The 14,050-nt window shown below is 50.8% G+C and carries 9 protein-coding genes; 8 read left to right on the top strand and 1 reads right to left on the bottom strand.

Annotated elements, in window-relative coordinates; translation table 11 throughout:
* The first annotated feature begins 55 nt into the window (after positions 1 to 55).
* The 7 genes from IEX02_RS02700 (at position 56) to IEX02_RS02670 (ending at position 8,546) form a co-directional block, all read left to right on the top strand.
* Entirely contained in the window at positions 56 to 1,138 is a 1,083-nt protein-coding gene (locus IEX02_RS02700; protein ID WP_188689914.1) for a choice-of-anchor A family protein, read from the top strand.
* 177 nt (positions 1,139 to 1,315) lie between these two features.
* Positions 1,316 to 1,603, top strand: a complete 288-nt coding sequence (locus IEX02_RS02695) for a hypothetical protein (RefSeq protein ID WP_188689910.1) — start codon at positions 1,316 to 1,318, stop codon at positions 1,601 to 1,603.
* Positions 1,600 to 3,192 (top strand): PepSY-associated TM helix domain-containing protein, encoded by a 1,593-nt coding sequence (locus tag IEX02_RS02690; RefSeq protein ID WP_188689907.1) that lies wholly within the window; start codon positions 1,600 to 1,602, stop codon positions 3,190 to 3,192. Before IEX02_RS02695 ends, IEX02_RS02690 begins: the two co-directional genes overlap by 4 nt.
* Positions 3,189 to 3,521 (top strand): DUF3325 domain-containing protein, encoded by a 333-nt coding sequence (locus tag IEX02_RS02685; protein ID WP_188689906.1) that lies wholly within the window; start codon positions 3,189 to 3,191, stop codon positions 3,519 to 3,521. Before IEX02_RS02690 ends, IEX02_RS02685 begins: the two co-directional genes overlap by 4 nt.
* A 61-nt stretch (positions 3,522 to 3,582) precedes the next feature.
* On the top strand, positions 3,583 to 4,620 hold the full coding sequence (selD, locus tag IEX02_RS02680) for a selenide, water dikinase SelD (RefSeq protein WP_188689903.1): 1,038 nt from the start codon (positions 3,583 to 3,585) through the stop codon (positions 4,618 to 4,620).
* Positions 4,621 to 5,712: a tRNA 2-selenouridine(34) synthase MnmH gene (gene mnmH / locus IEX02_RS02675; protein WP_188689900.1), complete on the top strand. Its 1,092-nt coding sequence runs from the start codon at positions 4,621 to 4,623 to the stop codon at positions 5,710 to 5,712.
* Positions 5,713 to 5,840: 128 nt separating this feature from the next.
* Positions 5,841 to 8,546, top strand: coding sequence for an insulinase family protein (locus IEX02_RS02670; protein ID WP_188689897.1), 2,706 nt, complete (start codon positions 5,841 to 5,843; stop codon positions 8,544 to 8,546).
* 41 nt (positions 8,547 to 8,587) lie between these two features.
* Here the strand turns inward: IEX02_RS02670 and IEX02_RS02665 are convergent, their stop codons facing one another.
* Positions 8,588 to 10,711 (bottom strand): winged helix-turn-helix domain-containing protein, encoded by a 2,124-nt coding sequence (locus IEX02_RS02665; protein ID WP_188689894.1) that lies wholly within the window; start codon positions 10,709 to 10,711, stop codon positions 8,588 to 8,590.
* Positions 10,712 to 11,019: 308 nt separating this feature from the next.
* On the opposite strand from IEX02_RS02665, the gene IEX02_RS02660 reads away from it, so the two are divergent.
* Positions 11,020 to 14,043: a TonB-dependent receptor domain-containing protein gene (locus IEX02_RS02660; RefSeq protein WP_188689890.1), complete on the top strand. Its 3,024-nt coding sequence runs from the start codon at positions 11,020 to 11,022 to the stop codon at positions 14,041 to 14,043.
* The last annotated feature ends 7 nt before the right edge of the window (positions 14,044 to 14,050 follow it).

Here is a 14,050-nt window from a genome sequence, read left to right as displayed (position 1 = left end):
TTGTCAATTCACCAGGCTGCTGTATAATTGAACAACTTTTAACAGGGGATGGCTTATGAAGTTCCTAACAGCCGCGGTTACTTTGTTGTGCAGTTTGTCTGTTTTCGCAGGCCCTGTAGACTTTGGGCAGGCCAGTGATTACAACCTGTTCCTGAAGCAAAACTTCAATATCAATGGCTCGGATACCCAGGGGCGTGTTGCCGTAGGTGGTGACATGGTGGTCAATGGAGGCCACGATGTAGGCTTTAAAATAGATGCCTTTGGGATGGGGAGTGGACCCAGCCTAGTGGTGGCCGGTAATGTGATTAAAACCGGTTCCGGCAACCTGAACGTCTATGAAGACGGTGCACATTTATCTCCCCATTCCGGCGACCTTGTTTATGCCGGTTCGGTAAGCGGCAGTAATATAGAAGCCAACCTGATTCAGGTTGATAGCAACCAGCTACCGGTGGATTTTGATAGTGCCTTTAACCACCTTAATCAACTCTCGCAGGAACTGGCTGGGCGTACTGTTTCTGCCACCACTGAGCATAAGTGGAGCCAGTTAGAATTTAATCCGACTACTACTCCACCTGATAATGTTTATGTCTTTAACGTAACTCAGGAGCAAATCAATGCCAGTGTAGATTGGTTTGTAAACGGAGTAGCCGAAGACGCCACTATTATCTTCAATATCAGCAACCCCAACGGAATTGCCGCAGGTCAGGGCAACTGGACTGGATACGATTGTGATGCCGGACAAAGCGGTTGTGTACATCTAAAGCAACACAGTGTGTTTATTAACGGTAAACGTACCGGCGAGTATTACAAGGAACACAATCTGGAAGGTCGCTTATCCAGTCAGGTTTTGTATAACTTTGCCGGAGCCACGCAGGTGAATCTGGCTACTGATGTATTTGGTTCTGTTCTGGCGCCTAATGCGGCCATTTATGCCAATCCGTCCGTGGTATGGGGACAGGTTATGGCCAATTCCTGGGAAGGGAATATGCAGATTAATTACGATCCGTTCTCACCTGTAGGGTCTAATCCACCTAGCCAGGTAAGCGAGCCTTCGTTGGTCGCGCTGTTCGCGTTGCTGGCGGGGTTGCTGTTGTGGCGACGTGGAACAACAACGAATCGCCAAGCCGCCCTGGCCTGAATATCTGAATAGTTAAAAAACCGCTCACACAGAGCGGTTTTTTATTGCCGTTATTGTTAGATAAAAGGGCTGTACTCCAGTATACAGCTGGCCTTGGTTTTACTGCTGGGTACAATTTTCTCTTGAGTTAATATTCGCATTTGATAATAATTATCATTTTGAATTCAGGGAAAGAAATTGTCTGTTGTATCCCGCCACTCTTTCGGTGTGCTGCTTCGCGTTAGCTGTGCTGCGCTCCTTGGCTATCTGGCGACAGCCGAAACTGCGGTATTGGCCGCATGGATCCTGCCTTTAGAACCTATGTCGGCTGTACTGACCAGTATGCTGTTATCTTTCTTACTCTATTCGGGCTGTATCATGTGGGCTTTTCATGTGCGTCAGCACTGGCGAGCGCTGACCGACCTTGGCGGCCTGTGGTTGTTGGCTCTGCTGGTGAATAATGCAATGGTCGGAGGCGCAGGATGAAAGGCTCTTTTTTCCGTTCCATGACCTGGCTTCACACCTGGGGTGGGTTGTTAGCCTGTTGGTTACTTTTTCTGGTCTTTTTTGCCGGTACGCTTAGCTATTTTCGTTATGAGATAAGCTGGTGGATGCAGCCCGAAAGCCATCATCTGCCGCGCCAGCAAGAACAGAACGCCGCCTTGCAGCAAGCCTTGGCAAGATTGCAGGCAGATGCACCAGATTCACCGCAGTGGTTTATCAACCTTCCCGATGAGCGCAATCCACTGACCCGCTATGGCTATCGTCAGGCACCAGAGCCTGGTCAGCGAAGAGGCCGTTTTGTGGATGGGTATCTGCTTGGCGACAATGCTCAACAAACGGCGGTGTTGCGGGACACCAAAGGCGGTGACTTTTTCTACCGCTTACATTTTGATTTGCACTATATGTCCGCCATTACCGCCCGCTGGATAGTGGGCGCGGCGGCTATGATTATGTTGGTGGGGCTGGTGACCGGGATAGTTATTCACCGCCGTATCTTTGCCGATTTCTTTACCTTCAGAAAAGGTAAGGGGGCCAGAAGCTGGTTGGATATCCATAACATCAGTTCGGTGTTGGCCTTGCCTTATCATTTAATGATTACCTATACCGGCCTGTTGACCCTAATGTTTCTCTATATGTCCGCGCCGGTCGATAAGGTTTACCCTGGTGGCCGCGGGCAGTTCTTTAACGATCAGAATCCCACCTTTCAAGCCGTAAAGGCGGCTGGTGAGCAGCGCGACGAACCTTTACCGGTACAGGCATTTGTTGAGCGTTTTAAAGCCGATAAGCAGCTAGATACGATCAGCCGTATCAATATTAACAATCCGGCTGATGAAAACGCGACTGTGACCTTGTATGGCAGAGAACCCGGACAGATAGCCCATTATGCGCGTTCGACCTTGTATGACAGTCAGGGAGAGGTGCTTGGCAACAGCCGCGAAGGGCAGTTTTATGCTCCGGAGAAAACTGCCAGCACCTTAATCGCGCTGCATACCGCCAAGTTTGCCCCCTGGCCTTTACGTTGGCTGTTTGCGCTCGGTGGGCTGCTAGGATGTGTGATGGTGGCCAGCGGCGGCGTATTATGGGCTAAGCGTCTTGAGGAAAAGCGTCTGAAAGCCGCCCAGCCTTTGGGCTGGAATTTGCGGCTAGTGAAAGCGCTGAATATCGCGACAGTGGCCGGCTTGCCATTAGCCAGTTTGGTGTTTTTATATCTCAACCGACTCTTGGCACCTGATTTTGACGCGCGACGTGATTGGGAAATGCACGGCTTTTTCATCTGTTATGTGATCACGCTTTTGTTCGCTTTGTATCAGCCTGGACGAAGAGGCTGGGCCGTTATTTGGGCTGCAACGGCGGCTCTGGCGCTATTACTGCCACTGCTGAATCTGTTTACAACGGGACATCATGTGCTGGATTACCTGTCTTATGGACACTGGGCGTTGGCTGGGTTGGAATTGACGGTTATGGTACTGGGTATCGTGGCATGCTTTGCTGCTCGTCATTGTCTGGGCCAGGAGAATAGCGGTCGTCGACGCGTGGCGTCGACAAGGAGCTATAAGGAACAACCACAATGAGTTATCTGCTGGTATTTAGCTTGTTGTGGTTATCCATGAGTTTTTTTGCCACCAGTCAGTTTGGACATTACCGTAGTGTGAGTGGCCAGAGACTGACGGAATCTGTTCGTATTCGCCAACTGGCTGGTGCCTGGAGCTGGTTGCTTATTGGCTTGCTGACAGCCTGTTTGTTCGAAGGCTTTGCCCACGGCAGCTTGATCTGGCTTGGCTTGCTGACACCAGCGGCGATGGCTGTGCTGGTTTTGCTGCAGCGGCGGGCGAGTTGGCTCAGAACCCTTAGGATCGGCGGAGTTGTTGTGAGCCTGCTGGCGCTGGTCTTGTTGCTGTAAGGCTTCACAGCGCCAGTGAAAAGCCGTATGTTGGCGTTAAGGTTACTGATCTTTTGCCAACATGAACAATCAAATTAGACTGACCCAATACAGTCATGGGGCAGGCTGCGGTTGCAAGATCGCCCCTCAGGTATTGGATGACATTCTCGCCAGTCAGCTTGTGGTGCCCGATGACCCGCGCTTACTGGTCGGCAATAGCAGTAAAGATGATGCTGCGGCCTATGATCTGGGCAATGGCATGGCGGTGTTGTCCACTACCGATTTCTTTATGCCCATTGTGGACGACCCTTTTGATTTTGGCCGCATTGCTGCTACTAATGCTATCAGCGATATTTACGCCATGGGTGGTACTCCTCTAATGGCTATCGCGATTCTCGGTTGGCCGGTAAAACAGCTAAGTGCTGAGGTTGCCAGGCAAGTGGTAGACGGGGGCCGGCAGGCCTGCCTTGATGCCGGTATTTTACTGGCAGGGGGGCATAGTATCGATGCCCCCGAACCCATTTTTGGTTTAGCGGTGACCGGTCAGGTCCCTATTGCTCAGTTGAAGCAGAACAATACAGCTAAGTCAGGCCATGAGCTTTACCTGACCAAACCCCTTGGGGTTGGCATTCTCAGTACCGCACAAAAACAAGGTAAGCTGCTTAGCGAGCACCAGTTTTTAGCCCGCGACCAGATGTGCAAACTGAACAAAGTTGGGGCTGAGCTTGCCGCGCTGGAGCAGGTGAGCGCCATCACGGATGTCACGGGTTTTGGATTGCTGGGGCACTTATTGGAGTTGTGTGAAGGCAGCAAGGTTGCGGCCAGACTTCGATTTGAGCTTGTTCCCAGACTGGCTCCTGTGGAGCACTATCTGTCGCTGGGTTGTATTCCAGGCGGCACACAGCGTAACTTTGACAGCTATGGGCATAAAGTTGGGTCACTGACAGACATGCAAAAGCACTTACTGTGCGATCCGCAAACCAGTGGCGGGCTTTTGATAGCTGCCTCACCAGATAGCCGGGATAGGCTGCAAACCCTGCTGGCCGAAGCTGGTCTGTATGCAGAGGTGATCGGTGAGTTGGTGGACAAAGACACCGCCAGTTGGATCGAGGTGGATTAAATGTCGGTTGAGTTTGACGATTACCGGCAGGTGTTCGTTAGCGATGCGCCGCTGATGGATCTGCGCGCCCCGGCGGAGTTTGCCAAAGGCGCTTTTCCCACCGCCTCCAGTCTGCCGCTGATGACCGATGAAGAACGGGCCAAAGTGGGCACTTGCTACAAGCAGCAGGGGCAGCAGACGGCGATTAATCTGGGCTATAAGTTAGTCAGTGGTGATATTAAAGCCGAGCGTCTGGCCCGTTGGTGCGAGTTTGCCAAGGCCAACCCTCAAGGCTATCTATATTGCTGGCGAGGGGGACTGCGTTCGCAGATCACACAAAGTTGGATGCAGGAAGCCGGGGTGGTGTATCCACGGATCAAAGGTGGATACAAGGCGCTGCGTCAGTATTTGCTGAGCGAACTGGAAGTGCAGATAGCTGGCTGCGAACTTGTGCTGCTGGCGGGGCGCACGGGTTCAGGTAAAACCCAACTGCTGCAAGCGTTGGACAATGCCGTTGATCTGGAAAAGCTGGCGGCGCACCGAGGCTCAAGTTTTGGTGCGCTGTTGCAGCCGCAGCCAAGCCAAATCAATTTTGAAAACCAGCTTGCCATCAGCCTGCTAAAACGTAATGGCAGGGGGAATCAGCCACTGATTCTGGAAGATGAGTGCGGTCATATCGGCTCGGTGATGTTGCCTTTCTCACTGCGCGAAAAAATGCGCACTGCACCTGTACTGATATTGGATTGCAGCCTGGATGAACGGGTGGAGCGGATTTTTGATGAATATGTGGTGGCACGTTTAGCGCTCAGCCTTAAGTTGGATGCCGAGTCAGGATTTCAGCACTTCTCAGACTACCTGCTGTCCAGTTTGCAACGCATCCGACGCAGACTGGGAAGCGAGGCACATCAGCAACTGGACATACAAATGCGTGACGCTCTGGCTGTGCAGGAACGTACCGGCGATGCCGCGTTACACAGGCAATGGATTACCCGGCTGTTGCGTGATTATTACGACCCCATGTATGACTATCAACTGAGTAAGCGACCTCGACAGGTGCTGTTTCAAGGTGACCAGCAGGCCATTCTGGCCTGGCTGAAAGCCCGTTTTGGCTGATTTGTACGGAATTTAACCGGATAGATAAAGAATAGAGGTAAAAAGGAGGTCGCCCGGATTGAGCCCGTTTGGCGCTGGCGTTTAGGGTCTTAATTGCTACGCCAAAAAGCTGAACGGGAGAAAATGCCATGCCAAAGTGGCTTGTGTCGCTTGCCTTACTTTTACCTTTAACCGCCTGCCAACTGTCTCCGTCTGTTGAACAGAAGACGACTATTGTCAAAGGGCAGCAGGATCCTGCCAATTACCAATATTTGGAGCTGCACAACGGCCTAAAAGTACTGCTTCTCAGTGACGCGGCGCTCAGTAAGGCGTATGCCTCGCTGACCATCAACGCAGGCTATTATCAGGATCCCGAGCAGATGCCAGGCCTTGCTCACTTGTATGAACATATGCTGTCCAAGGGCTCAAAGCGCTATCCGGATGCTGCAGAGTACAAACAGTTTCTGGCCGAGCAAGGGGGGCGCTCCAATGCCTCCACATCGGCACAGGCCACCAACTACTATTTCGAAGCCGCAGGCGATGCCTTTGCCCCGGCCCTGGACAGATTTGCCTGGCAATTTATTGCGCCTATACTGCCGGCTGAGCTGGTGTATAAGGAACGTCATGCGGTTAATGCTGAATTCAGCATGAAATTTCAGGATGCCTTCAGACGTAAACGTGAGGCCATGCGCACCTTATTTAATCCAGCGCACGGATATCGCAAGTTCTCTACCGGCAACCTGGATACGCTGCGGGATACTGAAAACCTCAGCCTGCATCAGGCCTTGTTGGACTTTGGTCAGGACTATTATTGCAGCTCTCGTATGACCTTAGTCCTGGCTGGTCCCCAGTCATTGGATGAGCTAAGCCGTCAGGCCAAAGAGAAATTTACCCCCATCGAAGATAACTGTCGTAAAACATTGGAGGCTCAGCCTGCGCCTTTAATTACCGGTGCGCCGCGTCAGATAGATATTAAAACTCTGCGCAAACGTCAGCGTTTGAGTCTGGCCTTTCCTTTGCTTGCCAGTCAGGCAAGCCGTGACGGCTTAGCTGCCGAATACACCGAATGGCTGCTGGAAAGCTATAACCCTGACGGGTTGGAGGCCTATTTACGTGAGCAGGGGCTGATTCAAAGATTATCTGCCTCGGTGTCCAGGTTAGACGATGAACATGAGTTATTAACTATAGAGTTTGTGCTAACCAATAAAGGCACCGATCAGCAGCATACTATCAGTGGTGCCACCTTGGCTTATGTAAAGATGTTAGGCGAGCAAGGGGGAAATGAAGCTACATTTCAAGTATTTGCCAAATTGTCTCAAGCACGATTTAACAATGCGCCTCAGCATGTGGGGGCTAATGAGGTGCGTAGGTTGTCCAAGCGTTTGCAGTTATACCCCGCCACGCAGGTGCTGACACAAGGCCAGATAGCCAGAGGGTTTAACCCCGAGGTGCTGACTGAGTATTGGCGCGGCATCCGACCTGATTCCATGTTGGTTATCCGCGAAGGACGCAAACTGACCAGCCAACTTATTGAACCTATTTATCAAACGGCTTATGCCCGCCTTCATGTGTCACAGACAAGCATACCCGATGTGCAGTTTGCCACGCCTAAGGCATCGCCATATTTCGCTGAAGCCTCGTCAAACCAACCAGCGCCGAACTCACTGCAACAGGTTTTACCTGGTCTAACGCTGTGGCAACTGCCGTCGGTAAAGCCTAAAGACAGTTATACGGCCATTACCCTATACCTTGACAGACCATCAAGCGAGCCACACTTTTCGGCTTTAAATGGCTTGTTGGAAAAGCGTTTGGAGCTTCAATTAGAAGCGGTGCTGGAGATGGCTGCCGCAGCCGATATTCAGGCGGGTGTCGTGGCGACTAGCTCCGGGCTTAGGCTGCAGATTAAAGGACAAAGCGGTAACTGGCTGGCACTCTTTGATGATTTGCTGGCGGCATTGGAAACACCATCTCTAAGTGAATCTGCTTACCAGCAAACTCTGACGCGCCGGATTAACAGCATCGAAGGCTTCAAACGAGAGCGGCTGAGTACCCAATCCATCCGCCTGTTGGAACACCAGCTTGGACTGGCAAGCCAGCCGGAAGAAGATGTGAACAGTTTGCGCGGTATGCAGGAAAATGACTATCAGGCCTTTGTTGCCAATTACCTGACCAAGGCACAGATGAGCCTGGTGGTCTATGGACCTGTGTCATCGACTGAGGTTGAGGCGCTGACCGGCAGGTTACAAAGCTTGCGGGCGCAAATTGAGCAACCTTCTGCTATTTCGCCTAACTGGGATGGGCAATGGCATACTCCGCGGCAAAGACTTATGGTGGATGGAACAGACAGTGCGGTGCGCCTGGTGTTGCAGCCCAAGCAGCAACAATTCTCTGATATTGCCATGCTGGAACTGTTTGGCAGTATGATCAAAGCGCCTTTCTTTCATCAACTGCGTACCCTTGAGCAGTTGGGTTATACGGTCAGAGCGAATGCAGCAAAGCGCAGAGGCGTTCATTATCTAGGCTATTATGTGCAGTCGCCGGTCGCGTCAGCCGCCCAGTTAACGCAGCGCATAACGCAGTTCAATGAAGATTTTCTGCCAAGCGTGGTGGCGCTGAATAATGAAGAGTTTACCCAGCTTAAAATGAATCTGATTGATGCCCTGCGCCAGCAGCGCCTTAACAGCAGTGCCATAGAGGCAGATCTACGTGAACAACTGCGTTATGGGCGGCCATTGGATTGGCAGGTGAAACTGGAGGAAGCTATCTTGCATTTGCCTCTTGAGCAGTTCAAAACGCAGGCCACCACTTTACTGAATGCGCAGCTTAAGGGACTGTTATTGGAGGCCAAAGCCTAAACCCAACCGCGCCTGGAGCGGATTGGGCTGATACAACAGCCCTAGTTCAGTTCCAGGTGCTTCAGACGTTTTATATCTGACTGGTATTTAATGGTGTTGCTGAACAACAGGCGCTGCCGTTTGCTATCCAGGCTAAAGGAGCTTTCGGTCACAACTTCAGGCACCGGCAGGCGAAGAATAGGTTCGACGACGCCGGTTTGGGTGTCATAACGCTTGATATCTTTGTAGCGGGTACCCGGGTCGATAAAGTAGATGCTGCTATTATCCGAGAGGGTCCAGGAATAGCGGGTGCCAAACTGCTCAGCGTTGATCAGCAATTGGCCTTCTTCATCGCCTGGCGATAGCTTGTACAGGCCAGGCTCTGAGCGGGTATAGAGTAAGCTGCCGTCATTTAATAAGACACCATGACGCCCACCGTCATTGGTCAGTTGCTTAACCGGACTGCCATCTAAAGGTAGCAGGAAGAGTTCCCGCTCCCGCTCTTCACTGCCTTCATTCAAATAAATTGATGCCACCAAGGCGCTGTCATCGGCCGTCCAGGTAGCCCGGTAGTGAGCATTATAAGGGCTGGGTACCCGGGATATACGTTTAGTCGCTACCTCAACCACCATCAGCGAGTCGCCGCTAGCATCGGCGTTTGCCGCCAGAAAGGCAATGCGCTTACCGTCATTGGACCATTTGGGAAAGAGTACCGGGCGTTTAAGCTCGGTAAGCTGCTGGCGCTGATTGCCATCGGCGTCGGCTATCCAGATTTCATAATTTCCTGACTCGTTGGACAGATAAGCTATTCTGTCGCTGGCATTAGAGTAGTCTGGGTATTTATGGTTGTAGTCCGATTGTAAGAACGGAAAAGGGCTGGAAGGAAACTCATTGGCCAGGGGCAAGTAAGCTATTTGATAGAATTCGCTGCGGGTCTGGAAATACAGCCAGGGCTGCTTTTTTGCAAAGGACGGGTAGCTGAAACCCTTAATATTCAATGGCGTTAATTGTCCTGTTATCACATTTAACAGATACCCCGAGCGGGAGTCCGCGCGCTGGACGCCATAGACGATATGCTTGCCGTCTGGATGCCAGGTAATGCCGACAATATCAGACTCACCCTCAATCATCAGTTTTTCCTGACCTGTGGCCAGGTCATGCAAATAAATGTTCTCCGAAAAGCGGCTAAGACGTCGGCTAATGGCCAGATATTGGCCGTTAGGGGAAAAGGCGATATCCCGATCGCGCATATCACATTCGGTCAGACAAACCGGCGTATCATTGGATTCACTGTTGATTCGGCGTCGGTAAATGGCCGGCTTATCAGCCAGCCCTTCCAGTCCCCAGTAAGCCAGGGTGTTGTTGTCCGGCGTTATATCCAGATAGTGTAAATCCCCTCCCAGCGGGCACTTACCGATAATTTGTTCCTGTAGGCTTTGGGCATCAAGTTTAACCATGTGACAGGTTTCAAGATCGTCATTCTTGCGCCTGAAATACAGATATTCCCCGCTCATATCCCACACTGCCCGACCTTCATTTTCCTCATCAAAGGTTAATTGCTTAGGCGCCAGGTTGGGTTGTTGGGTGTCCTGCAAATATAAGTCCATACTGCCATCCGGACGCCGCCATTTATACACTACGTGTCTGCCGTCGGGGCTCGGGGCGGGAAACAATTCCATGCCTGGTTGCGTGGTAATAACCTCAATGTCGGCAATCACACTGCGGCTGTCTGCTTGTAGCCACCAAAGCAGCAAGATGGCAAAAGGTAAGGGAAACGCCCACAACCACAGCGGTGGGTATTTTCGCCCTTGGCTTGTCGGCGTCTGCTCAGACACAGGCTGGGCGACGGTTTTGGGCGGCGAAAGGTATTCCGGCTCCCGCAACAATTGATAGCCACTTTTACGGATGGTCTGAATGCTTTCACTGCCGTCCGGGTGCTTAAGGGCTTGCCTAAGGTGCCAGATAGCATTAGTTAAGGCTTTCTCACCCACATAGCCGTTGCCTTGCCAGATATGTTCGATAAGTTCCTGGCGGGGAACCACCCGTGGGTATTGCGACGCCAGGTAGCACAATACGTCAATAAACTTGGGTTGCAGGCTTTGTTTTTCTGTTTCCGACAGATAAATAGCGCATTCAAGCGGTTCTACTCTGAACTCACCTAATCTGAAGGAATTTTGCTGAGGCATGGCGTTATTTTATGCTGATTTTGACAGTGGTCGAACAGTTGAAGGCAGAGTATCGGATTGCCGCAAGGGCCGCAATCACAATAGCGTGAGCAAATGTTACCTGTGAATGAGGATTAATTCAACTTATTGTTATGGAAGGAAAAAAGCCGAAATAGATATTAAATAGAGATATAACTGGGGAAGAATAGAGTCCAACTGTGTTGTGCTTGTTAACCAGGTTAAATAAAAGGAAATATCCGCCAGTAGGTAGTCGCTGGCGCTGAATAATAAACCCATAAAAGTACAATTATTTTAGGGATACACAACCAATGAAAAAGAAACTCTTAACCCTTGCTATTCAGGCAGCGGTCTTTAGCAGCGCCTCTGCAATGGCACAGCAAGTTGAGGTGTCAGCCACTCAGAGCAGCAATACTGCGCAGGTTGAACAGCAGCAAGTCAAGGAAGTGGAAAAGATTGCCGTAACTGGTTCTCGTATTAAGCGCGACAGTTTCTCTATGTCCACGCCTATGATGATGATGGGCAAAGATGACCTGGTGGATAGCGGCCTGGGCGAACTGGCCGATATTCTGGTTGATGAAATTCCTTCTATCAGCGCCGGTTCAAGTAACACCAACTCGCAAAGCAGTGTGCAGAATACTGGTCTTTCTACCATTGACCTGCGCAGTCTGGGTGTAGACCGCACCCTGACACTGATTGACGGCCGCCGTGCCGTGTCCAACAGCTACAGTGGTAACTATATCAGTCTGGCCACCATTCCTGCGGCCATGGTTGATCGTGTTGAAGTTATCACCGGTGGTGCTTCAGCGGTATATGGTTCAGACGCTATCGCTGGCGTAGTCAACATTATCACCGAAAACAATAAAACCGGTTTTGAAATCGATGTGCGCGGCGGCGAAACTACCGATGGTGGTGGCCGTGAATTTACTATCGATACCGGCTATGGTGCCAGTTTTGATAATGACCGTGGCTATGTTTATGCCGCGGCAACCTGGGATCGCCAATTTGGCCTGCTAGCCTGGGATCGTGACAGAGCCATGATTGAATCAAGCTTTGATTACGATGCTAAGAAAATGTGTAACGCCAACAACACTATTGATGGCGACCAATGTATGCGCGATATCACCATGGACGACTGGCGTGAGCGCAGCAATGATATCTCTGGCGGTCGCTTTGAAGGCAACAACTGGTGGTATGACGCCGACAATAATCTTCGCGAGGGCTTTGTGGAGGAGCGCGATGGGTTTGATACCTACGAGTGGGATATCCTGAAGGTTCCGGTCGATAAGCTGGCCAGCGCCATTAAGGTGAACTACGACCTGACCGACGACCTGCGTGGTACCTTCCAGGTGCATTACAGCAAGAACAAGGCTGCCCGTACCAACGCGCCCGAGGGCCAGGATTACAATGATGATGAGTTGTATATTGATCCTGTAACTGGATTGTCTGATCTAACAGTGCCAGGACGAATTTCTATAGATAACCCATTTGCACCAGCTGTTATTGCGGATTCTGCCGGAAAAGATATCACCTGGGATCGTCGTTTTGACGAGGTGGGTAACGTAATTACCGAAAACACCCGTACCACTATCCGTACCTCTGCCGGTTTACAAGGCGTGATGTTTGACGGTCAGTGGGACTGGGAAGCCTCTGTGGGTTACGGTAAGTTTAAGCAGGAACAGCGTCGCTTTAACGAAATCAGCATCACAAAACTGGCTCAGGGCCTGAAAGCTGAATACGCTGCAGACGGCACAACGATTCAGTGTGCCGATGAACAAGCGCGCGCCGAGGGCTGTGTACCGGTAAATATTTTCGGTATTAACAGCATTACTCCGGAAGCGGCCGACTATATTCGTGCTAACCCTTATATCAACACCGATATCACCCAGTTGAATCTACAAGCCTTTATGACCGGCGACCTGTTTGAAATGCCGGCTGGTATGGTGGCGTCAGCCTTTGGTATTGAATACCGTCGCGATAAGCAGGAAGTGGATACCGATGTCGCTTTGCGCGGACAGGCTATTACCTTTAACGACGTACCGCCGTTCTCAGGTGAGGTGAAGGTATGGGAAGCTTTTGGTGAGGCTACTCTGCCACTATTAAAAGATGCCGCGGCAGCCAAACGTTTAGATTTGGATTTGTCACTGCGTTTAGCTGATTACAGCCAGAAAAATATCGACCTGATGTCGTCTTACCGTGCGGGTCTGATGTGGGAGCCAGCCGAAGGCTATGCCATCCGTGCCAACTACTCACGTGCACAACGTGCGCCCAGTATCACCGAGCTGGTATCACCTCCTCGTGGTGACTATGACAGCTTCTCTGATATTTGTGATGGCGTAACTGCTACCTCTACTGGTGCGGGCCATGAAGCTTGTCGTCAGGAGCCGGGTATTGCTAATGCGATAAATTTGTATGGTGAGTTTGAAGACGAGAATACCGGCTACTCACCTAATGCTGGTAACGAGGATCTAAAAGAAGAGACTGCCGATACCTATACCCTGGGCATCACCGCATCCCCAAGTTTCCTGGAAAACTTCAATATTGCGGTAGATTACTATGACATTACTATCAAAGATGCCATTCGTTCTATTGATAACGAAAAGATCCTGAAAGAATGTTATGACTCATCTGTGCCCTTTGGTGAAGGTAACCGATTCTGTGGCGATATCACCCGTGACACCGAAGGTAATATCACCCAGTTGATTCAGCGTGAATTTAACCTGGCTGATGAAAAGTCGCGTGGCTATGACGTTTCTATGGCGTATAAGTATGAAACTGGCGAATATGGCGATCTGTCTTTCAATCTGAACTTCACTCATATTATCGAGCGCTCTGTTACCTATGAAGGCAACGACGGCTTGCAAACAACAGAGTACAAAGGAGAGCTTAGCTCGGGAATCTTTACCGACCGAGCTACTGCATCTGTAACCTGGCGTTACGATAACCTGCGCATTCGTTGGAAAACCAAGTATAAGAGCTCGATGGTTGATGATTACGACAGACTATATCACCCTACAGATGGTTGGTATGCGTTGCTGGAAAAGAATAATGAGGCATTGGCTAATGGCACTGGTGGGGTAGAAAACCCAGAAACACCCATGTACTTGTACTTCGGTTCTTACATTACCCATGATGTTTCAGCGTCTTACAACTTGGACCTGGATGGCGGTATGGAGCTGAAACTGTACGGCGGACTGCGTAACGTATTCGATAAAGAAAGTGCGTTTGTGCCTAATACCGGTGATGCAGTATCTGCCGGTAACGGTAACTACGACAGCGAGTACGACGGTGGTGTGGGCCGCTTCGCTTACCTGGGTGCAGAACTGAAGTTCTAATCTTACC

Source organism: Bowmanella pacifica, assembly GCF_014645355.1.
In the GTDB taxonomy this organism is placed as follows: Bacteria; Pseudomonadota; Gammaproteobacteria; order Enterobacterales; family Alteromonadaceae; genus Bowmanella; species Bowmanella pacifica.
This window is presented reverse-complemented; position numbering and strand designations above follow the sequence as displayed.